Source organism: Sphingosinicella sp., assembly GCF_041916975.1.
Lineage (GTDB): Bacteria > Pseudomonadota > Alphaproteobacteria > Sphingomonadales > Sphingomonadaceae > Sphingosinicella.
In genome coordinates this window covers 3,651,443-3,672,314 of the sequence record NZ_JAYRYK010000001.1, presented here as the reverse complement: position 1 = coordinate 3,672,314, position 20,872 = coordinate 3,651,443, and the positions used below count along the sequence as shown (strand labels likewise).

Sequence of the window (20,872 nt, the reverse complement as noted above, 5' to 3'; positions counted from 1 at the left end):
TAACCCATAACGGGCATGGTTAACGGATTGTACGCGGCAGGGCCGGGATTGGCTGTTTGCCGTTGGGGGACATGAAGAGGGCTACTCAATGCGGGTTCTGCTGATCGAAGATGACGCGACCACGGCGAAGAGCATCGACCTGATGCTTTCGAGCGAAGGCTTCAACGTCTATACCACGGATCTTGGCGAAGAAGGCCTCGATCTCGGCAAGTTGTACGACTACGACATCATTCTCCTCGACCTGAACCTGCCCGACATGCACGGCTACGACGTGCTGAAGAAGCTGCGGCTTGCGAAGGTCGGGACGCCGATCCTCATCCTTTCCGGCCAGAACGAGATGGAATCGAAGGTTCGCGGCCTCGGCTTCGGCGCCGACGATTACGTGACGAAGCCCTTCCACAAGGAAGAGCTGGTGGCGCGCATCCATGCCGTCGTCCGCCGCTCGAAGGGCCATTCGCAGTCCGTCATCAAGACCGGCAAGCTTGGCGTGAACCTCGACACCAAGACGGTCGACGTCGACGGTGCCCGCGTGCACCTGACCGGCAAGGAATATGCGATGCTGGAGCTGCTCTCGCTCCGCAAGGGCACCACGCTCACCAAGGAAATGTTCCTGAACCACCTTTACGGCGGCATGGACGAGCCGGAGCTCAAGATCATCGACGTGTTCATCTGCAAGCTGCGCAAGAAGCTTTCGGCGGCGTGCGGCGGCGAGAACTACATCGAAACGGTGTGGGGCCGCGGCTATGTGCTGCGCGATCCCGAAACCGGATCGGCCGCTGCGACCGAAGTCGCCGCCGCCTGATCGCGGACACGCTATCGTTCTGAAAGAGCGGCCCCTTTCGGGCCGCTCTTTTCGTTTGCGCAAAGGCCCGATGCTTGCCATTGCCGCCCCCCGGACGCATCATGCGCCCGAACCTGGGGGAGCGGACGGCACGCGCAATGGCTGGGCTGGTTCGGTCAAGGCCATTTCTTGCGGTGGCAGCGCTCGCTGTGCTGTTTGCCGCCTATTGGGCGGCCGGAACGTGGCTCGCCCCTGATTTCATTCGCAGCCAGGCAACGGCCTGGGCGCGAGACGAGCTGAAGAAACCCCTTCACCTCGGCGAGATCAAGGTCGACCCGCTAGGGTTCAAGCTCGACATCTCCGACATCGCGATCCCGGACGCAGCCACACCCATGGTCGCGGCAAGGCACGTCCATCTCAATTTTTCGATCCTGTCGCTCTTCGCCGATGCCTACCGCTTCGACGAGGTGCGGATCGACGGCCCTGCCGTCCATGCGCTGATCCGCCCGGATGGAACGCTGAACCTTCTCGAACTCGTTCCGCCGCCGAGCCCGGAACCGGTGCCCGCCGTGCTGATCGGCGAGCTTTCGGTGTTGGGCGGGCGCATCGCCTTTGCCGATCACAGCCGCGCCGCCAAACCGGCGAAGCTGCTGGCGCCGATCAGCTTCTCACTGAGGGATTTCCACACGGCACGCTCGGAAGGCGGCGGCTTCCGGTTCGAAGCGGAAAGCGAACGCGGCGAAACATTCGCGTGGCAGGGCCACGTCTCGATGGCGCCGATCGCATCGGACGGCAGCTTCACGGTTCGCCATCTGGAGGCGGCATCGATTCAGGATTTTCTGGGCGAGATGCTGCCGGTGGCCCTGTCTGACGGGCTGATCGACCTGCACGGCTCCTACGATTTCCGTTACAAGGGCGGTGCCACGACACTGTCGGCGATGCTGCCGAAACTCGGCCTGACCAGCCTCGCCTTCGACGGAAAAGACCTGTTTCGCGGCCGCGCCCGGCTCGGCGAAGTCGATGTCGACGGAGCCAGCCTCGCGCTCGCGATCCCGGAAAACGGCGCGATGGCCGCAGAGATCATCGTGCCGCACTTCGCGCTGCGCGATGCAACCGCGAACGGCCCGGCGGGCGCAGGCATCGAACCCATGCGTCTCGCGGGCCTTATGATCAGCGATGTCCGCGTGAACGTTGCCCGCCGCCGCATCGATATCCGCGATATCCGCGCCGAGGGCCTGAAGGGCGAAGCGACACGCGCGCAAAACGGCACGATCGACCTTTCCGCGCTGCTTCCGCCGGTAGCGAAGCCCGCGGTGAGCGACGAGACGGCGCCCTGGCAGATCGCGCTTGGCGGGTTTTCCCTGTCCGACGCCGCGCTGCGCTTCGAGGACCGCGCCGTTTCCCCGGCAGCCGTATTCGACATCGCGGCGAACGCAACGGCGCGCGGCGACCTAACAGCGCCGGACCGGCCGATCGCCGTTTCGGCGGATGCGCGTATCAACAAAACGGCGACGCTGAGCGCCGAAGGCACGCTTCTTCCGCCGGGGAGTGCCGATCTCCGCATCGCACTTGCGGGTTTCCCGCTGAAGGCCGCGCTGCCCTATATGCCGCCCTACCCCGCGCTCGACCTGAAAGGCGGCGACCTCGGCGTTCGAGGGCGCCTCATCGTTTCCGATGCAGGCACGGCGCCGAAGGCGCGCTTCTCCGGCGATGCGGTCGTCGCAGGCTTGCGGCTGTTCGAACGCGCGGGCCGCAGCGAGCTCCTCTCGTGGCGGCGCCTCGCGCTTTCGGGCATCGACTACCGCGGCCCGGCATCACCGCGCGTAGAGATCGCCCACGCCCGCCTAAGCCGCCCCACGGGACGGGTCGCCATCTTGCGGGACGGGACATTCAATTTCGCGGCGGCCGCCGGTGTTGCAGCGGCACCGCCGGTTCCCGCCAAATCCGCCCAGCGCATGACGCGTGCCGAGCGGCGCGCGGAGACGAAGCGCATCGAGGCCGCGCGCGCCGCAAAGGCAATCGCCGCACAGGCGGCGCTCGCTGCCCCGCAGGCAGCGCCCGCGATTCCCGTGGTCCTGAAGCGGCTGGACATCGACAGCGGCACGATGAGCTTCGCCGACTATTCGATCCAGCCGAACTTCGAGGCGCGGATCGAGTCCTTGCGCGGGCGTGTGACCGGCATTTCGAACATGCCGGGCGCGGTCGCCGAGATCGACCTCGACGGACATGTCATCAACCGCTTCTCGCCGGTGAAGATCGCGGGCCGCGCCAACCTCCTCGCCTACGAGCGCAAGACCGATGTGAAGATGGCGTTCCGCAATATCGAACTGCCGGTCTTCAACCCCTATTCGGGACGCTATGCGGGCTATGCGATCGCGCGCGGCAAGCTGACCACGGAGCTTGGCTACCGCATCGACAACCGCGCACTCGAAGCCGATCACCACGTGATCATCGACCAGCTCGAATGGGGCGCGGCGACCGACAGCAGGGAAAAGGTGCCGATGCCGATCCGGCTCGCCACCTCGCTGCTGAAGGACAAGAATGGCGTGATCGACCTTGAAGTGCCTATCACCGGATCGCTCGACGATCCGCAGTTCCGGCTCGGGCCGATCATCTGGAAGATCATCGGCAATATCCTGGAAAAGATCGTCACGGCCCCTTTCCGCTTCATCGGATCGCTGTTCGCGGGCGCCGAGGAGGCGCAGTTCGTCGATTTCGTGCCGGGCTCCGCCGCGCTTCCCGAAAGTGCGGCCAAGAATCTCTCCGCACTCGCCAAGGGGCTCGCCGATCGGCCCGCGCTCAAGCTCGATATTCCGGCGAGCCCCGGCATCGAGGCCGATGCCATCGCAATCGCCAACCAGCGCATGGCCGAAGCCGCGATGGCGCGGGAAATCAAGAAAGGCGAATCCCCCGATCTTGCCGCGCTGACGCCCGACAAGCGCCACGACCGGCTGAAGGATCTCTACAAGGCAAAGCTCGGCAGCAGCCCGGACTTCCCTGAACCCTCCGACACGGTGAGCGCCGCCGACAGCACGGCGGCAGAGAAGGACGGCATCAGCGAACGCGATGCACGCCGGAACCGTGAAGCCGCGCTGATGGCCGACACGCTGCGGCCCAAGTTCCTGCCGACGGATGCCGAACTCGCCGCGCTCGGCAGGACCCGTGCCGAGGCCGTACGCGATGCGCTGCTCGCGGACGGCGCAATTGATCCGGCACGTGTGTTCCTTTCGACACGGCAGGCCGCAAAGGCCAAGGATAGCGCGGTCCGCATGGAACTCTCGCTCGAATAGGCAGGTTCCGGGCGGATTTTCGACGCCCCATCAGGCTTGCGGATATTTTTACGATCGTATCGCAGCTCTGTCCGTTCGGCTCTCCGCCCGCGTGCGAGAGAAAGCCTTAACCATTCGGTGTGATTAACCAAACGAAACAATGTTGGGACATCCACCCCAGTCGTTCAGGAGACCATTTGTGAAGCGTTCGCTCTTGCTGGGTGCCGCGTGCTGCGCCCTCGCCGCCCCCGCTTTCGCCCAGGACGTTCAGACCGCCGCTGTCGAGGACGATCTCAGCGCCAACGAGATCGTCATCACCGCCACGCGCCGCGCGGAGACCGTGCAGGACGTGCCGATCGCCGTCACCGCGATCAGCGGCGATCTCATCAACAATGCGGGTGTCACCGACATTCGCGGCTTCGAGCAATTGAGCTCCAGCCTCGAGGTCTTCACAGGCCAGTCCGCCGCGACCGGCACATCGCTCTCCATCCGCGGCATCGGCACGGCGGGCGACAACCCCGGCTTCGAGCCTGCCGTCGGCGTGTTTATCGACGGCGTCTACCGTGCGCGTGCCGGCCTTGCGCTTGCCGAGCTTACGCCGGTCGACCGCGTGGAAGTGATGCGCGGTCCGCAGGGCACGCTGTTTGGCCGCAACACGTCGGCAGGTGCGCTCAGCATCATCACGCAAGGCCCGTCGTTCGATCTCGGCGGCTATGCCGAAGTGAGCTACGGAAACTACGACGCGATCTCGCTGAAGGGCGGCATCACCGGCGGCGTCACCGACACGGTGGCGCTGCGCCTCGACGGCATCTACCGGACACGCGACGGCTACATCCGCGACGTGAATTCGAATCGCCGCTTCAACAATCTCGACCGCTACACGCTGCGGGGACAGGCGCTCGTCGAGAAGGAAGATCTGAAGATCCGTTTCATCGCCGACTATTCGAAGACCGACGAGCAGTGCTGCGCCGCGGTGAACGTGGTGGAGGGCATGACGGCACCGGCCGTCCAGCTTGGCGCTTCGCTCGCCGGCCTTACCGGCATCTACACGGGCAAGCCCTCCGAGCGCCGCACGGCGGCGACGCCGGGCCGGAGCTATGACGAAGCGGTTGAAGAGTGGGGCGTTTCCGCCGAGGTCACCTATGACTTCGAGGCCGTGACGCTGACGTCGATCACGGCGTGGCGCAATTGGGACGTGCGTCGCAACCAGGACATCGATTTCTCCGGTCTCGATCGCGCCTATCGCGAAGGGTACAAGCCGGGCCTGCGCGACTTCACGCAGGAAATCCGCCTGCAGGGCTCAGCCCTGGGTGACCGTCTCGACTGGCTGGTGGGCGGCTTCTACCTCAATGAGAAGCTGACACTGACCGACCGCGTGCGTTTCGGCACACAGGCGAATTTCTACACCGACGCACTGTTCGCATCGAGCGGCTTCGAGCTGTTCGATACGTTCGGCCCTGCGGTTCCGGAATTCGGGCAGGTGCTGATGGCGCTCGACCCCACGCTGGCGGCCGCCGCTGCGGGTGACCCTGCGCTGTTCGCGCTGTTGAATTCCCCGCTGCCGGGCGGCAGCGAAGGCGACGGGCAGATCAACGACCGCTACCGCGTGAAGACCGAGGCGCTTGCCCTCTTCACGCACAACGTCTTCGAGATCACAGACGCTCTGAAGCTGACGCTCGGCCTGCGCTGGAACCACGAGAAGAAAAAGATCAACGCGAACCTCAACGCGGTTTCGCCGACGTGCGACTTCTATCTCGACCCCTCGACGGCGATCCTGACGGGCACGCTCGCGGCGATGGCGCCGGACGCCATTCTGCTCACCTGCAACCCGACGACGAACCCCGAGTTCAACGGGCTCTACAACGGCAGCCGCAGCGAGAACGAATTCACCGGCACGGCGAAGCTCGCCTATGCGGTGACGTCGGACTTCATGCTCTACGGCGGCTACGATCGCGGTTACAAGTCGGGCGGCTACAACCTCGATCGCGGCGGCTTTGACTCCGTCATCCTCGGCGGCGACGGTGGGCAGATCGAGGATCTGGAGTTCGACAGCGAGAAGGTCGATTCGTGGGAGGTCGGCTTCAAATCGCAGTGGGGCCGCGCGTTCACGCTGAACGTCGCCGCCTTCTATCAGGACTTCTCGAATTACCAGCAGCTGGTATTCTCGGGGAACAGCTTCGTCACGATGAACGTCGAGAAGACGGTGTCGAAGGGCGTGGAGGCGGAAAGCACCATCCGCCCGGCGCGCGATCTCACCTTCCAGCTCGGCTACAGCCTCGTCGACGCGAAAATCAAGGACGGCAGCAACCTCGTGGGCACACCGCTCGAGTTCGAGGCCGGCAAGCAGATCGCGCTGATCCCGCGCCACACGATCACCGGCGCCGCAACCTGGACGCCGCCGCTCAGTGGCACGCTGAACGCGCTCGTCCACGCCGACTTCCGCTTCCAGAGCGAGCAGGCGACGAGTTCGCAGAGCCGCGGCATCGCCGACAACGAAGGCTTCGCCGTCGTCAACGCGCGCATCGGTGTCGCATCGGCGGACGACAAGTGGCGGCTGGAGGTCTTCGTCGAGAACCTGTTCGACAAATACTACCACATCGGCACGTTCGCGGTGCCGGAACAGCCGGGCACGATCGCGGCCTATCCCGCACTGCCGCGCTTTTACGGCGTGTCAGCCCGCATCGGCTTCTAACGACGCGAAAAAAGGGGCGGCCCCGGGGGTCTCCAGGCCGCCCCTTCCCCCCGCTCGGCACACTAATGGGCAGTGCCGGGAAGCCTGGGCTCTGCGCGCGCCAGACTGCGCGAGCCTGAAATCACTGCGTCGACGTGCGCCTCGGCCGTGATCGCCGTGTTGCGGATGCACGCGCGTCGGACCATTTCCATCACGGCCTCGGCGCTCGGCCGCTTACCGCACGCGGTCAGGACTGCGCCCGATACGCGCTCGCGCAGGGCACGCTCGCCCGAGAGCGTCGTGAGATCGAGATCGGCGAAGCTGACCGCGACCGAGACAGGCTCGGCATGCGAAGAGGCGCTGACGAGACCGACCGTCGCCGCCACCGCCAGCGCGATCGCCGTGCTTCTGACGTAAAACATTTGAAAAGCTCCTGTGCTGTGGGGTTCGCGAGGGGACACCGGGGAGGAAGGGCTGGGGGAACATGTCCGCCTCGCGATGGCCCCTTATCGACCACGAGCGTGACCGCCGCGTGAGACGCGGGTCAAAGCAGCGTCAAAAAGTGCACCGTACAGACACAACGACACCGATCCCCGGTTTGACGAAGATCAAAGACGGCAACCTTCTGAGAGCGGAAAAGGCCCTGCTGAAAAGGCGGCACCAATGGGGGGACCGGCGTTGATCCCGAGCGATTTCGAATATCATCTGCGCCGCGCCGGCGAACACTGGCGCCTCGCCCGTGCCGCCGTGTCACCGGAAAAGCGCGCGATGCACAGCCGCATTGCCGATGCCTACATTCGAATCGCCGAAAAATTCTGGGATCGGGAGCGAATCGACGACATCCCCTTCAAGGATGAACTCGTGCGCCTTCAGTAAGCGCAATCCGAAAACCCAAAAAAACGCGCGCTTTGTAAGCCTGTCCGACACATCGGGCGGCATTCGTTTCCGTCCCGTGACAGCCGCGTGAACTTTATGTGAGCGGCTCGACTCGCCCGAAAAATGCGCCTCATAGGCGACCCCGGCAAATGGTTAACAAGGGGTCTTCATTCTATGCGCACGCTTTCTGTTCTCGCCGGCCTGCTCGCCGCAACCGCAGTCCTGCCCGCCAACGCCGCCGCCCTCAAGGTGCGCGGTACGACCAGCGTCACGCTTGGCGACGCCTCCGAAATCCCGGCCTATGACGCGAGCGGCGACCGCGTGTTCGTCGTCGGCCTCAACGGCGACACTGCCTTCGTAAAGATCGTCGACGCGAAAACCAGCACCGAAATCGGCACGCTCGATACGCACAGCTATTTCGCGGGTGGCGCGGCGAACAGCGTCGCAGTGGGCGGCGGCAAGGTCGCCGTCGCGATCCAGGCCGCGAACAAGACCGATCCGGGCCGTGTTCTCGTCTATGATCTCGCCAACCTCGGCGCCGCACCGCAGTCGTACACCGTGGGCGCGCTTCCCGATCAGGTGAGCTTCTCGGCCGACGGCACGCGGCTGCTTGTCGCCAACGAAGGCGAGCCGTCGAGCTACGGGAAGCCCGGCAGCGTCGATCCGGAAGGCTCGATCAGCTATATCAACCTCGCCGCCGGCACCGTGAAAACCACGGGCTTCGGCGCCTTCAACGCCATGAAGTCCGACCTGCAGACGAAGGGTGTGCGCATTTTCGGGCCGGGCGCCTCGGTCGCGCAGGACCTTGAGCCCGAATACACGGCGTTCTCGCCGGACGGCAAAAGCGCGTTCGTGACGCTTCAGGAAAACAACGCCATTGCGGTCGTCGATCTCGATGGCCCGGAGCCGGTCGTCACCGACATCATTCCGCTCGGCTTCAAGAGCTACGCGCCGGGCGCCAACCGCATGGACCCGTCGGACAAGGACGGCATCAAGGGCAATCTGCAAAGCCGCGCCGGCGTTTACGGCATGTATATGTCGGACGCGATCAAGAGCTTCACCTCCAACGGCAAGACCTATTTCGTTACCGCCGACGAAGGCGACGCCCGCGAATGGGACGGCCTTGTGGAAGAAGTGCGCGCGAGCACGCTCGGCGACTACGGCGTCTTCAACCGGCTCGGTGTGACGAGCGCACTCGGTGCCGAAGGCCCGGCTGACGGCGAGCTTTTCGCCTTCGGCGGCCGCAGCTTCTCGATCCTCGACGAAAACGGCAACCGCGTGTTCGACAGCGGCGACGTTATCGAACAGATCATGGCCGCGCGCTTCCCGGACGCTGTCGACGACGGCCGCAGCGACAACAAGGGGCCGGAACCCGAGGGAGTCGAGATCGGCATCGTCGATGGCCGCATGGTGCTGTTCGTGGGTCTCGAGCGCTCCAACGGCAGCAGCCTCGGCTCGGTGCTAGCGTTCGATATCACCGACTTCGGCCTCGGCGTCGCGCCGAAGTATCTCGGCGCGATCATTTCCGACCTGCTCGGGCGGCCCGAAGGGCTCAGCTTCTTCACGCGCGACGGCAAGTCTTTCCTCGCCGTCGCTGACGAGGAGACCGGCAACCTCGCCATCTACGCGCTGAATGTCGTCAGCGAGCCGGCCGTAATGGGGCTATTCGGCCTCGGCCTCGCCGGGATCGTCGCCATGCGCCGTCGTCGAGCCAAAGCCGCCCTGTAAGACAGGGCTTGCCCGCCCTTCCTGCCGTCCCAAAAAGGCAGGAGGGGCGGCTTCCCCTGGCCCGCGCCGCGTGCCAATGTGGCGGCGATCCAAACGGCAAGGGGGGGACAATCGTTGGCGGGGGGCATATTCGGACGCCGCAAGGGTCTTGGCGATTGGCGGCGCTATTCGGACCAACGCGCGCTCCGGCGAACGCTTACCTGGCCGCATCTCGTCGCGCTCGGTGTCGGCGCCATCGTCGGTACTGGTATCTATACGCTGATCGGTATCGGCGCGGGCAAGGCGGGACCGGCCGTCATCGCGTCGTTTGCGATTGCCGGCATTGTCTGCGCCTGCGCAGCCCTCGCCTACGCCGAACTGGCCACGATGATGCCCGCTGCGGGCAGCGCCTATACCTACTCCTACGTTGCGCTCGGAGAGCCGATCGCGTGGGTCGTAGGGTGGAGTCTCGTGCTCGAATATACGGTGGTTTGCGCCGCCGTCGCTGTCGGCTGGTCGGGCTATGCCGCAGGGTTCCTCAGCGCGTGGGGCTTCCCGCTTCCCATCGAACTTGCCGCAGGTCCGCACGCAGGCGGCATCATCAACCTGCCTGCGGTCTTCATCACCATGGCCGTCGCAACACTGCTGGCGCTCGGCACCCGTGAAAGCGCACTCGTCAACACGATCCTCGTTGTCGTGAAGATGCTGGCGCTGGCCCTGTTCGTCGTGCTCGCGCTTCCGGCGTTCAGTCCCGATCATCTCGTACCCTTCGCGCCCCACGGCTGGGGATCAACGGAGGTGGGGGGCAACACGATGGGCGTGATGGCTGCCGCGGCGCTCGTCTTCTTCGCGTTTTACGGTTTCGATGCTGTCTCCACCGCCGCGGAAGAAGCCAAGGACCCGGCGCGCGATCTTACCATCGGCATCATCGGATCGATGCTGATCTGCACGCTCGTTTACATGGGCGTAGCGGCGGCCGCCGTGGGCGCAATGCCTGTCAGTGAGTTTTCGTCGAGCGGCGACCCGCTCGCGCATGTGCTGCGCGGGCTTGGCTGGCCGGGTGCCGCGCAGCTGATCGGTGCGGGCGCCATCATCGCCGTGCCCACCGTGCTGCTGGCCTTCATGTACGGTCAGAGCCGCATCTTCTTCGCGATCGCACGGGACGGCCTGCTCCCCGAACGCCTCGCCCATGTCAACAAGCGGACGGGAACGCCGGTGATGATGACGATGGTGACGGCGGTCGTTGTCAGCATCCTTGCCGGTCTGCTCCCGCTGGGCGAGATCGCTGAACTCGCCAACACAGGCACACTGGCCGCCTTCATTGCCATCGGCGTCAGCCTCATCGTGCTGCGCCGCCGCGCGGCGGATGCGGAGCGGGCATTTCGCGTGCCCTTCCATCTCCCCGTCGCGCTCATCGCCATCGGCGGCTGCATCTACCTGTTCGTGAGCCTGCCGGAGAAGACACAGCTGCGATTCCTCGTCTGGAACCTAATTGGCGTCGCCGTGTATCTCGCCTATGGGATGCGCAAGAGCCTGATCGCGGCCCGGAAGGAAGCCTGATGTACCGCCTGTTCGTCCTCGCCAAATGCGACCTCGGCCACGCCGCGAGCGTCGGCAACCGCATCGCCGAGATGGAAGAGGTCGCCGAGGTGTATTCGGTGACGGGTGAGTACGACCTTCTCATCAAGGTGGGCTTCGGCGATCTGCCCGAGATCGAGGATTTCGTGCAGGAAAAGCTGCACAAAGTGCCCGGCCTCAAGGAAACCGTGACGATGATGTCCTACCGCGTCTACGGCGAGGACATCGGCGATTTCGTGAACTAACCCCGCCGGGACCCTCACACCTCACGGCACAATCATCCCAGCAGCCCCTCTTGTTATGAGATAAAAATCTCATTATGATCACATCATCGTATCAACAGGTGGTGGCTATGACTGCACTTTTGAGCCGTACGGAAATGGATCGGCGGATGGATGCGCATTTCGGGTTCGAGGCGCGCGACGATGTGGAGGGCGTGCTCGCCACGCTTTCGGATGACGTGGAACACGATATCGTGGGATGGCCCGCAGGCCCCGCGCACGGGCGCGAGGCGACGCGCGGCTTTTATGAGGCGCTGTTTCAGGACCTCTCCGACGGGCGCTTCACGACGCTGCGCCGCCTCTACGGCGAGAACTTCCTTGTCGACGATTCGCTTTGGGAAGGGTTCGCGCCGGGCCATCCGTTCGGCGTTTCGGGGGGCGGCCGGCCGCTGAAATTCCGGCTGCTCCACGTGATCGAATTCGCGGACGACGGCGACATTGCGCGCGAAAACGTGTGGGTCGACCTCGCCGCCATCCTCCAGCAACTTCCCCAGCAATAGCGTGGCGAAGGCGGAGCAGACCGGACGCTGGAAACAACGACGGCGGACACGGCAGGACATTCTGGCCGCCGCCGCCGAACTGCTGAAAAAAGGCCATCGGCCGAGCCTTGAGGAGATCGCGGACGCCGCGCTCGTGTCGCGGGCCACAGCTTACCGGTATTTTCCGAACGCCGATGCGCTGCTTGTGGAGGCGGCGCTGGAGATCGAATTTCCCAAGATCGGCGAGGTTCTGGAAGGCGCAGGTGACGACGCGGTGCAGCGCACCCTGCGCGTGGATGCGGCGCTCCATGCGCTCATCCGGGAGAACGAGGTGCCCCTGCGCCTGATGATCGCGAGCGCGCTTGAACGCGGGGCGCGGGGCGACCTGCCCGTCCGTCAGGACCGGCGGACGCCGATGCTGGAAGAAGCGCTCGCGCCCGCGCGGGCTTCTTTCAATGCAGCCGACTTCAAGATGCTGATCGCGGCGCTATCGCTTGTCGTGGGCCCCGAGGCGATGATCGTGTTCCGGGACGTGCTGCGACTGGACGACGCCGAAGCGACGCGCGTGCGCCGCTGGGCGATCGAGGCGCTGATCGCGGCGGCGCGCTAGGCGCCGACCACCATTTCGAGCGTCACAGCGGCAACGGCGAACTGGCCGCGCATCTTGTCGGCGATGACCGAGGCATCGTGCTCGGAAAGACCGGGGACGACGACGCGCATCTCCAGCTTCTCGCGGACACGGCGCGAGCGGAAGACCGAGGGCACGAGATCGCGCTGCGCGAAATAGTTGAGCATCCTGAGGCTGATATGCGGATCGACGTTCGCAATAATCTCGAAATGCGCGCTCCTGCTCACGTAGGCGAGATGCGGCCCGGAAACGGCGGGCGCGGCGGCAGCAAGAGCGGTGGACATGACATTCCTTTTTCAAGTTTGCAGCGCACTTTTCGCATGGCCGCGCAGAAAAAGGGATGCAAAGTGATTGAACATTCACCGATTTCGTGCATAAAAATCAGCAAATCTAATTTTACAAAGACTAATTTATGCATATTGACGATTTCGACCGAAAAATCCTTCGCGTGCTGCAGGAGGATTGCAGCCTCTCCACCGCGGAGATCGCGGAGCGCGTGGGGCTTTCGCAATCGCCGTGCTGGCGGCGCATCGCTGCGATGGAAGAGGCAGGGATCATCCGCAAGCGCGTGGCGCTGCTCGACAGGCGCAAGGTGGGACTTGGCGCGCAGGTCTTCGCCAACGTGAAGCTCTCGGCGCACGGCCGCGCGCACATGGCGGAGTTCGAGGCGACGGTGCAGGAGATCGAGGAGATCCAGGAATGCTACGTGCTGATGGGCACGACGGACTTCCTGCTGCGGATCGTGACGACGGACATCGAGGCTTACGAGAAGCTGTTCTTCGAGAGGCTATCCCGCCTTCCCGGCGTGCAGGAGATCACCTCTTCCATGGCGCTCTCGGAGATCAAGAGCACCACCGCCGTGCCGGTCAGATCCGCTCAAGCCTGAGCGGGAGACCGTCGCGGGGCCTTGGCATCGGGAACATGGCGAAGTCCGCCTTGTAGCCTTCGCCGAGCACGATGCGGCGCCCCTCCAGCAGCTCGAACAGGAAGGCCTTCGCCTGCATGTAGGCGAAGTGGAGGCCGAGGCACATGTGGCCGCCGCCGCCGAAGGGGACCCAGGCGTATTTGTGCCGGCCCTTGGCGTTTTCGGGCGAGAAGCGCGAGGGATCGAACCGGTCCGGATCCGGCCAGAGATCGGGGAGACGATGGGTCATCATCGGGTTGATCCCGATGTGTGTACCTGCCGGAATCGTATAGTTCCCGAACACGAAATCCTTGAGCGCCCGGCGCGGCAGGCCGGGCACGGGCGCGTTCAGGCGCATCGCCTCCTTGAAGGCCCACTCGCACTTTTCGAACCGATCCAGCTCCCCATAGGGAATCCGGTCCCCGAATTCGGCGCGGAGGCCCCGCACCTCGTCGCGCAGCGTTTCCTGCCACTGCGGCGAGGCACCCAGATAATAAACGGTGGAGGTGAGCGAGGAGGTGAGCGTGTCGTGCGCCGCCATCATCAGGAAATTCATGTGATCGATGATTTCCTGATCGGTGAGCAGCCGCGTCTTGCCGGTCGCCTCGTCCTCATGCTCCGCATTGCAGATCTGCGTGAAGATATCCTCCCCCGCCGCGCCGCGGCGCTTCGGAATCTCGCGCCCGAAAAAGGCGCACATATAGGCCCGCCCCTTCACCCCGCGCGCCATCGCCGTGAACGGCAAGGGCCGCCGCACGATGCCCATCGACGCCGCGACCATATCGACAAAGCTCTTGTTGATCCGGTCCGCCTCCGGCCCCCAGGGGATGCCGAGGAAGGAGGTGGCGGCAAGATCGAGCGTGAGCTGCTTGATCGCCGGATAGAATTTCACATCCTCCGGCCACTTCGCGACGCGCGCGGCGATGCCATCCTGCAGCGCGCCCAGATAATTCTGCATCGGCGCGGGCTTGAAGGCGACCGAGAGCGTTTTCCGGTGAACGCGGTGCTCCTCGAAATCCATCAGCATCACGCCGCGCGGGAACAGCAGATCGAGGATCGGGTTCCAGCCCTGCTCCGACGAAAACGTCTTGTCCCGATCCATGAAGAGGAGCTCATTCGCTTCCGGCCCGATCAGCGAGACCTGCCAGCCGCCGCTGATGTTGGGCGTGCGATAGACGCGGCCATAACGGCCCATCTGATCGCGCACCATGGTGAGCGGATCTTTCAGGAACGCAAGGCTGCGCAGCACGCCGCGCAGCCGCGACCGCGGCATCTCGCCGGGCAAATGCGCGAGATCGGCATAGCCCGTATCGCGAAGGCGCGCGAAACGCTCCGCCGGCGTCGAGCCGTCGTCGGTGCGAAACTCCTGCGGATGAACCGGCGCGTTCATGGCGTACCCTTCCCCACAACCGCCCGTTTTTCGGGCCGATCGTGTGCGGCGGGCGCGCCTCCCACAGTACGCCCGCACGCACACAGCATCGAAAGCACGCGACTCTCCCTTCGCGCACAAAATGCGGAGTGATGATACGCAAAAATGGGCTGGGCGCAATCTAATTTACACTAGAGTAAGTGGGGGTTGGGCGCTTGCCGAGGAGGAGGTTTTTACTTGACCATAGTTAACTTCGTCAGTGTCTGCACTCGCCACCATATCGCCTTCTCTGGACGATAGTCTCGACCTAGTTCCCAGCCACCACATATAATCTAAGTCGAGCCCCCCCACAGAGACGCACTCGCTGCAGCAAGAAAAAGGAGGCCCCTCGACGCCTCCGACAGGTCTGCTACACTCCCACTGAGAGAGGGGACTTATCAATGACTCTATTTGAACTTGTGAAGTTGGCTTTAGATGAATTGTATACTGAGGGCAAGAAAGAACATGGCGAACTTCTCGATGATAAGATAAAAGAGAAGATTTCATACCTCAGCGATTGCTACAAAGAACTAGTAAATACAAAACGTCAGCCCGTTGATTATCGCGATCCCGCAACACGATTTGCATATGTTCTTAAGTATGTTGCAACTCATGGAGATTATGTTGTTCAGGCCCTTGAAGAATTAAAAATTGCAAACAAAGGTACTATCTTTCAAAGCGAGACAGCAAGGTTGACTTGCATAGGGGGAGGCCCAGGGAGCGACGTAACTGGTGTAATAAAATATCTCTCCGAGAACAAAGATGAACCACTTAAAAAGCTTACATGCTATCTTCTCGACGGAGAGCAATCTTGGGCAGATACGTGGACAGAGATTGGAGACGCCATTTCCAGTGACGTTGCAATAAATGTTAATTTTCAACCCCTAGATGTGACTAAACCAACATCTTGGGCGAGCCAAAAGAAATTTCTTAGAGCTGATCTATTTACATTTATTTACTTTGTTTCTGAAGTGAAGTCATTTGACAATTCGGGTGTAATTGGAGATTTCTGGGAAAAAATCTTCACAGAATCCGATGTTGGGACGAATTTTCTGTATGTTGATAATGGCCACAAGGAATTCAACGAATTCTTTGACAGCTTCTGGCGCAGCCGCAAGGATATTCAAGTATTGTACGAACAAGATAATCAATGGACTACGCCGAGATACTCTGAGCAATCAGATCATTTAGGTGAATACAAAAGCAGATTTGAACAACATCCCAAAATGAAGTCAATGATTACAATTAGAATTCTTAAAAAAATACAATGAGAGACCTATTCTCCATTCCAAAAAAATTGGAACGAATCCCGCTCCAAAATGCGGAAGTTTATTATCAGCCAGATTTTGATCTAGGCTTCCCGCCCGATCTCCTTTTAAGACGCCTAATTGACGAAACTCCTTGGCGACAAGAGAACATCAACGTCTGGGGCCGAACCCACCAACAGCCTAGACTAGTTGCATGGTACGGTGATGCAGGAAAATCCTATAGCTATTCTGGTATAAAACTAGATCCACTTCCTTGGACTGAAATTCTCCTAAATATACGAGACAAAATTGAGCGCGCTACTGATTTAAATTTTAATAGTGTTTTATTAAATTTCTATAGAGACAACAATGATAGCATGGGCTTACATAGCGATGATGAAAAAGAGCTTGGAAGTAAACCATCCATTGCTTCAGTTTCTTTAGGGGCATCTAGACCGCTTACATTCAAGAGCAAGATAGATTTTCGAAAAAAGCCTGTAAAAATTATCCTTAGATCAGGAAGTCTCCTTTTGATGAAAGGGGATACTCAGCACAATTACAAGCACGGGATTGCCAAGGAGCGTCAAGCTCTTGGACCTCGCGTAAACCTCACGTTTCGCACAATATTTTCTTAATACTAACGCTCTTAGGGCACCCCTCCCCTCAGCCTGCCCAAACCTCCCGGAACAGCCGGTCGAAATTCCCGCCGATCACCTTTTCGATGACGCGCGCCGGGTACTTCGCGCGGTCCATTTCGGCGGCGATGAGTTCCATGCGGCGGGCGCTGTTGAGATCGGGGACCGCAACCGGCCCGTCGGCCTCCCCCTACTTCGGCGCCCCGCTATACCCCGCCGCCTTCCGCAACGCCGCCGCATCCATCACATAGCCATCGCTGACCACGGTCATCACGCGGCGGAGCGCGCCGAGGTCGGTTGAGGGGTCGCCGTCCACCAGCACCATGTCCGCTTCCTTGCCCACCGCGATCGAGCCGGTGCGCGCGTCGGCGCCCACCACGCGCGCGGGGACGATGGTTGCGCTCTGCAGCGCCTCGGCGGGGGTGAAGCCGGCCTGCTGATAGATTTCAAGCTCGCGGATGAGCTCTATCCCCCAGCCGTCCGTGCCCGCCACGATGGGGACGCCCGCCTTGTGGAGCCGGCCGACCAGCTCCACCATCTTCGCATAGCTTTGGCGATAATCATCGCGCGTCAGTCCCTCGACCAGCGGATAGCCGCCGCTGGTGAACTGCGCGCGCTCCATGACCGGGGAGATGATGCCCATGTAGGGCGCGTAGGCCGGATGGGGCTTTCCGCCATCCTGCGTGAGCATCCCTTCGAAGATGACGATGGTGGGGTCCACCTGTGTCTTGCGGCGGGCGAGATCGGCGATGAAGCCCTTCATCAAGGGGCCGTCGAGATCGACATCCTTGAAGTAGCGCGCCGGCCCCTCCATGCGCTGGCGGGTGTTCGCCTTGTCGATCACCGCGCGCGGCATCGCCTCCATCACCACGAAATTGAGGTGGGTAAGCTCGTCGTAACCGGCGGCGACGGCCTCGCTCGGCTTCATCGTGGCGGGCACGTGGCCGTGCACGTGGAGGCCGAGGCGGTGCGCCTCCGCCGCGGCGGGGGCGATCCACGCCGGGTTCATCGAGGTGTAGAACTTCACGCCCCAAAGGCCCGCATCCTTGATGCGGCGCACGGCGGCGATGGTTTCCGCCTCGCTGCTGACGACCTCCGCGCCCTGCGCGGCGAGCGGATCCTTCTTGTCCACAATGGCGGAGATGAAGGGCTCGCCCATCAGCAGCTTGCCGGCGGCGCGGCGCTTCACCACCTCCACCGCGCGATCGAACGTGGTGCCGGGGCTGCGGAAGCTGGTGATGCCGTTCGCGATGTTGCTGAGCACGCTCCAATCGTCGCCGATGTGGAGGTGGCTATCCCAGATGCCGGGCACCAGCGTCTTGCCGCGGCCATCGATGACGCGCGCGCCGGCGGGCGCCTTCAGCGAACCCGCCGCGCCGATCGCCGCGATCTTGCCATCCTGCGCGAGGACCGCCTTGCCTGCCAGGAACACGCCCTTGTCGGCATCGAAGAGCTGGACGTTGTCGAAGAGGACCGGGGCCTTCGCGGCGGGATCGAGGAAGCGCTTCGCGATGCCCTCGACAGCCTCTGCGGTCGCGGCGTCCTGCGCGTCGCGGAGTTGGCGCAGCGCGCCCTCGTACCCGGCCGGGAGGAGCGAGATGTAGCTGACCTCGCCGAAATAGCGCTTGTTCTCATCGAGCCACACGGGAACCGGCGAGGGCATGATGCCGCTGATGAAGGCGAGCTGGACGGTCTTGGGGCCGGAGGGGCCGTTGATCGTCTGCGTGCCGCCGAAGGTCATGCGGCCCTTGCCGCTCGGCAGGAAATCGAGGCCCTTGTCGCCCGCCGCGGCAAGCGCCTCGATCAGCGGGGCGCCCGCGATGCCGACACCGCCCGCCGGAATGTACCACGCGCCCGCAGGCGCCTCGCCCGCGTCGTTCGCGGTTTTCCAGGTGGCGCGGCCATTCGCGACGCGGAACTCTTCCGCCGCATCGCCCGACATGGTGACGCCGCGCACCGTCAGCGCCTCTATGGCGCCGTCCTTGCCGAAGCGTGTCACCTGGTCCATCTCGGTGATCCAGCCGCGCAGCTCCTGCGACCAGCGATACGCCGTGCGGCCATCGGGCAGCTGCCAGCGCCACTGGCTGCCGTGCGCGCCCGCCTCCGACACCATGAGATAATGCACCGCGTCCGCGGGCGGCTTCAGCAGCTGGTCCTTCGGAACGGGCTTCGACTGAACGGCCGGCGCGGGCGCTTCATGCGCGCGAACACCAGGAGCGGCAGACGCCAGCAGCGCCGCGATCAGAACCAAGCGCATCATCGATCTCCCCATCGTCTGGGGGGAGCTAAGGACAAGACGCGCCGCAAAGCAAGCGGCGGCAGTGTCAGTCCTTCAGGGTTTCATCCGCATAGATCGCCGTTTCGGGCGCGCCGCCCGCAGCCATGCGGCCGCGGTACATGCCGAGGTCGTTGATGGCGAAGGCCGAGCGGCCGTCCGCGCCCATCGCGATGAGGCCGCCGTCTCCGCCGATCGCGCCGACGGCGGCGATCGTCGCCTTCGCGGCATCGGACAGGCTCTCCCCGCGCCACGCCACGCGGTCGCACACCTGACGGGCGGCGCTTTCGCGGATGAAGTATTCGCCTGAGCCCGTCGCGGAGACCGCGCACTGGCCGTTCCGCGCATAGGTGCCCGCGCCGATGATCGGGGAATCGCCGACGCGGCCCCAACGCTTTCCGGTCATGCCGCCGGTGGAGGTCGCCGCCGCGAGATCGCCCGCCGCATCGAGCGCCACGGCGCCCACCGTGCCGAACGGGTGCGTGGGATCGAGCGCGGCGGCTTGCTGGCGGCTCTTCCAGGCCTGGAACTGCTGCCAGCGCTCCTCGGTGCGGAACCACGATGGATCGACCTGTTCGAGGCCCTGCTCGGCGGAGAAGCGATCCGCGCCCGGCCCGGCGAGCATCACGTGGGGCGTGCGCTCCATCACCGCGCGGGCAAGATCGATCGGGTGGCGCGTGCGCGTGACGCCCGCGACCGCGCCCGCCTTCAGCGTCCGGCCGTCCATGATGGAAGCGTCGAGCTCGTTGCGGCCCTCCGCGGTGAAGACCGCGCCGCGGCCCGCGTTGAACAGCGGATTGTCTTCAAGCACGCGCACCGCGGCGGCAACGGCGTCGAGCGCCGTGCCGCCCTTGCCGAGGACCGCGCCGCCCGCCTGCAGCGCCGCGTCCAGCCCGGCGCGGTAGGCGGCGTCTTTTTCGGGCGTGAGCGCCCCGCGATCGATGACCCCGGCGCCGCCGTGAATAGCGATCGACCAGAGCGGCACTTCGCTGATCTTGCCGCCATGCGCAGCGTATGCGCGCGTGAAGACGGGGTTCTCCACCTCGCCCGAGGGCAGGTGCACGACCGAGCCGGCGCCGATGCCCACGACGCGGATGCGCGGCGCTACGAGCGGGCCGGTGGTGGGGAGATCGCGCAGCGCCGTGCCGTCCACCAGCCATGCGCCGCCATCAGGCGCGGTGGCATAGATGCGCCCGCTGCCATCGGGCTCCACCGCGAGCGCGGCGCTTTCATCGACGCCGAGACCCAGCATCGGCGGCAGGCCGGCCGCGCGGCCGGCCTGCGCCTTCGCGAGGAAGGCGAACAGGCGCCCGAGGCGGTTGCGCTCCTTGAAATGCGTGTCGGTGACGACGCCCTTCAGCAGCGACAGGTTCAGGAAATCGCGTTCGATCGTGTTGGCAGCGCCGAAGGGATCGGCGAGCGCCTCGTGGCTTTTGATGCTGCCGACGGCCGCGCTGTAAAGCTGCTCGCCGAGCATGGCGAGGCCCGCACTCGTTCCGGCCAGCGGCTTTCCGGCCGCGACGTGCGCGTTCAGAATGTCCTCGACCTCGGTGCCCTTCCAGTAGCGCACGTAACGCGACTGGTCGCCGCCCGCGATGAAGATGCCGTCCGCACGCTTCAGGCTGGCGAGGATCTTCGGGTCCGCAGCGGCCGCGCGATCCTTGAAGACGAAGGTCTCGGCAGACGCGATGCCGCCAAGCTCGTTGTAGAACTCCTTGCCGATCTCCGGCCCCAGCGACGCGCGCAGGATGACGATATGACCGTTCCCGGCCTTGCCGAAGAACCAGCGCATCGCATCGTGATTCCGGTCGCCGCCACCCATGAGCAGAAGCCCGCCGGAGACGGGGGACGGAGTCGCCGCAGCAAGATCGCCAAGCGCATAGTGGCTATAGCGCCCCTTCGCGAACGTCGGCGACACCACGAAGAACAGCCCGATCAGCGCCGAAAGCAGCGCTTTTGACAATCCCGATTTCAGCACCCGGCCGACCCTCCTGCGAAAAACACGACATGAGAGCATTATGTTACATAATGATCGCACATGGGAACAATGTTCTTATTCTGTCACGCAGAGTGTTGAAATTTTTCGCGGCTTCTGCTCGAAGCCAAGAAGGCATTCCTGGCACGGTCAGAGGA

At 63.6% G+C, this 20,872-nt stretch carries 17 protein-coding genes; 12 read left to right on the top strand and 5 right to left on the bottom strand.

The window, feature by feature from the left end; all coding sequences use genetic code 11:
* Positions 1–88: 88 nt before the first annotated feature.
* The 3 genes from ctrA to ACE3TJ_RS17180 all read left to right on the top strand — a co-directional run bounded on the left by ctrA (position 89) and on the right by ACE3TJ_RS17180 (position 6,742).
* Positions 89–802: a response regulator transcription factor CtrA gene (gene ctrA, locus ACE3TJ_RS17190; protein WP_293781234.1), complete on the top strand. Its 714-nt coding sequence runs from the start codon at positions 89–91 to the stop codon at positions 800–802.
* Positions 803–975: 173 nt separating this feature from the next.
* On the top strand, positions 976–4,071 hold the full coding sequence (locus ACE3TJ_RS17185; protein WP_374598350.1) for a DUF748 domain-containing protein: 3,096 nt from the start codon (positions 976–978) through the stop codon (positions 4,069–4,071).
* A 178-nt stretch (positions 4,072–4,249) separates the two neighbouring features.
* Positions 4,250–6,742 carry a TonB-dependent receptor gene (locus tag ACE3TJ_RS17180; protein ID WP_374598348.1) on the top strand — a complete coding sequence of 831 codons (2,493 nt, stop codon included), beginning with the start codon at positions 4,250–4,252 and terminating at the stop codon, positions 6,740–6,742.
* Positions 6,743–6,804: 62 nt separating this feature from the next.
* Here the strand turns inward: ACE3TJ_RS17180 and ACE3TJ_RS17175 are convergent, their stop codons facing one another.
* Positions 6,805–7,143, bottom strand: a complete 339-nt coding sequence (locus tag ACE3TJ_RS17175; protein WP_374598346.1) for a UrcA family protein — start codon at positions 7,141–7,143, stop codon at positions 6,805–6,807.
* A gap of 241 nt (positions 7,144–7,384) precedes the next feature.
* Between ACE3TJ_RS17175 and ACE3TJ_RS17170 the strand changes: the two genes are divergently transcribed.
* From ACE3TJ_RS17170 to ACE3TJ_RS17145, 6 genes are all read left to right on the top strand, one after another.
* Positions 7,385–7,597, top strand: a complete 213-nt coding sequence (locus tag ACE3TJ_RS17170) for a hypothetical protein (protein ID WP_374598344.1) — start codon at positions 7,385–7,387, stop codon at positions 7,595–7,597.
* A gap of 174 nt (positions 7,598–7,771) precedes the next feature.
* Positions 7,772–9,325, top strand: coding sequence for a choice-of-anchor I family protein (locus ACE3TJ_RS17165; RefSeq protein WP_374598342.1), 1,554 nt, complete (start codon positions 7,772–7,774; stop codon positions 9,323–9,325).
* A 114-nt stretch (positions 9,326–9,439) separates the two neighbouring features.
* Positions 9,440–10,864: an amino acid permease gene (locus tag ACE3TJ_RS17160; RefSeq protein ID WP_374598340.1), complete on the top strand. Its 1,425-nt coding sequence runs from the start codon at positions 9,440–9,442 to the stop codon at positions 10,862–10,864.
* Positions 10,864–11,127 (top strand): Lrp/AsnC ligand binding domain-containing protein, encoded by a 264-nt coding sequence (locus ACE3TJ_RS17155; protein WP_374598338.1) that lies wholly within the window; start codon positions 10,864–10,866, stop codon positions 11,125–11,127. Before ACE3TJ_RS17160 ends, ACE3TJ_RS17155 begins: the two co-directional genes overlap by 1 nt.
* 107 nt (positions 11,128–11,234) lie before the next feature.
* Positions 11,235–11,663 carry an ester cyclase gene (locus ACE3TJ_RS17150; protein WP_374598336.1) on the top strand — a complete coding sequence of 143 codons (429 nt, stop codon included), beginning with the start codon at positions 11,235–11,237 and terminating at the stop codon, positions 11,661–11,663.
* A gap of 1 nt (position 11,664) precedes the next feature.
* Positions 11,665–12,252 carry a TetR/AcrR family transcriptional regulator gene (locus tag ACE3TJ_RS17145; protein WP_374598334.1) on the top strand — a complete coding sequence of 196 codons (588 nt, stop codon included), beginning with the start codon at positions 11,665–11,667 and terminating at the stop codon, positions 12,250–12,252.
* On the opposite strand, the gene ACE3TJ_RS17140 is transcribed toward ACE3TJ_RS17145, so the two are convergent.
* Entirely contained in the window at positions 12,249–12,554 is a 306-nt protein-coding gene (locus ACE3TJ_RS17140) for a hypothetical protein (RefSeq protein ID WP_121047906.1), read from the bottom strand. The genes ACE3TJ_RS17145 and ACE3TJ_RS17140 overlap by 4 nt on opposite strands.
* 128 nt (positions 12,555–12,682) lie before the next feature.
* Here ACE3TJ_RS17140 and ACE3TJ_RS17135 point away from each other — a divergent pair, with 128 nt between their 5' ends.
* Entirely contained in the window at positions 12,683–13,156 is a 474-nt protein-coding gene (locus tag ACE3TJ_RS17135) for an Lrp/AsnC family transcriptional regulator (protein WP_374598332.1), read from the top strand.
* Here ACE3TJ_RS17135 and ACE3TJ_RS17130 read toward each other — a convergent pair.
* Positions 13,137–14,564, bottom strand: a complete 1,428-nt coding sequence (locus ACE3TJ_RS17130) for a cytochrome P450 (protein ID WP_374598330.1) — start codon at positions 14,562–14,564, stop codon at positions 13,137–13,139. The genes ACE3TJ_RS17135 and ACE3TJ_RS17130 overlap by 20 nt on opposite strands.
* Positions 14,565–14,983: 419 nt before the next feature.
* Between ACE3TJ_RS17130 and ACE3TJ_RS17125 the strand changes: the two genes are divergently transcribed.
* Both ACE3TJ_RS17125 and ACE3TJ_RS17120 read left to right on the top strand, forming a co-directional pair.
* Entirely contained in the window at positions 14,984–15,853 is an 870-nt protein-coding gene (locus ACE3TJ_RS17125) for a hypothetical protein (RefSeq protein WP_374598328.1), read from the top strand.
* A complete protein-coding gene (locus ACE3TJ_RS17120; RefSeq protein ID WP_374598326.1) occupies positions 15,850–16,464 on the top strand; it encodes an alpha-ketoglutarate-dependent dioxygenase AlkB in 615 nt (204 codons plus the stop codon). Before ACE3TJ_RS17125 ends, ACE3TJ_RS17120 begins: the two co-directional genes overlap by 4 nt.
* A 190-nt stretch (positions 16,465–16,654) precedes the next feature.
* Here the strand turns inward: ACE3TJ_RS17120 and ACE3TJ_RS17115 are convergent, their stop codons facing one another.
* Both ACE3TJ_RS17115 and ACE3TJ_RS17110 read right to left on the bottom strand, forming a co-directional pair.
* A complete protein-coding gene (locus ACE3TJ_RS17115; protein WP_374598324.1) occupies positions 16,655–18,721 on the bottom strand; it encodes an amidohydrolase family protein in 2,067 nt (688 codons plus the stop codon).
* Positions 18,722–18,788: 67 nt separating this feature from the next.
* On the bottom strand, positions 18,789–20,717 hold the full coding sequence (locus tag ACE3TJ_RS17110; RefSeq protein ID WP_374598322.1) for an isoaspartyl peptidase/L-asparaginase: 1,929 nt from the start codon (positions 20,715–20,717) through the stop codon (positions 18,789–18,791).
* Positions 20,718–20,872 lie beyond the last annotated feature (155 nt).

Excerpts from the sequence above, each read along its gene's own strand:
- ctrA (WP_293781234.1), top strand. The coding sequence starts at position 89 with ATGCGGGTTCTGCTGATCGAAGATGACGCGACCACGGCGAAGAGCATC.
- ACE3TJ_RS17175 (WP_374598346.1), bottom strand. The coding sequence starts at position 7,143 with ATGTTTTACGTCAGAAGCACGGCGATCGCGCTGGCGGTGGCGGCGACG.
- ACE3TJ_RS17170 (WP_374598344.1), top strand. The coding sequence starts at position 7,385 with ATGGGGGGACCGGCGTTGATCCCGAGCGATTTCGAATATCATCTGCGC.
- ACE3TJ_RS17165 (WP_374598342.1), top strand. The coding sequence starts at position 7,772 with ATGCGCACGCTTTCTGTTCTCGCCGGCCTGCTCGCCGCAACCGCAGTC.
- ACE3TJ_RS17155 (WP_374598338.1), top strand. The coding sequence starts at position 10,864 with ATGTACCGCCTGTTCGTCCTCGCCAAATGCGACCTCGGCCACGCCGCG.
- ACE3TJ_RS17150 (WP_374598336.1), top strand. The coding sequence starts at position 11,235 with ATGACTGCACTTTTGAGCCGTACGGAAATGGATCGGCGGATGGATGCG.
- ACE3TJ_RS17140 (WP_121047906.1), bottom strand. The coding sequence starts at position 12,554 with ATGTCCACCGCTCTTGCTGCCGCCGCGCCCGCCGTTTCCGGGCCGCAT.
- ACE3TJ_RS17135 (WP_374598332.1), top strand. The coding sequence starts at position 12,683 with ATGCATATTGACGATTTCGACCGAAAAATCCTTCGCGTGCTGCAGGAG.
- ACE3TJ_RS17130 (WP_374598330.1), bottom strand. The coding sequence starts at position 14,564 with ATGAACGCGCCGGTTCATCCGCAGGAGTTTCGCACCGACGACGGCTCG.
- ACE3TJ_RS17125 (WP_374598328.1), top strand. The coding sequence starts at position 14,984 with ATGACTCTATTTGAACTTGTGAAGTTGGCTTTAGATGAATTGTATACT.
- ACE3TJ_RS17120 (WP_374598326.1), top strand. The coding sequence starts at position 15,850 with ATGAGAGACCTATTCTCCATTCCAAAAAAATTGGAACGAATCCCGCTC.
- ACE3TJ_RS17115 (WP_374598324.1), bottom strand. The coding sequence starts at position 18,721 with ATGCGCTTGGTTCTGATCGCGGCGCTGCTGGCGTCTGCCGCTCCTGGT.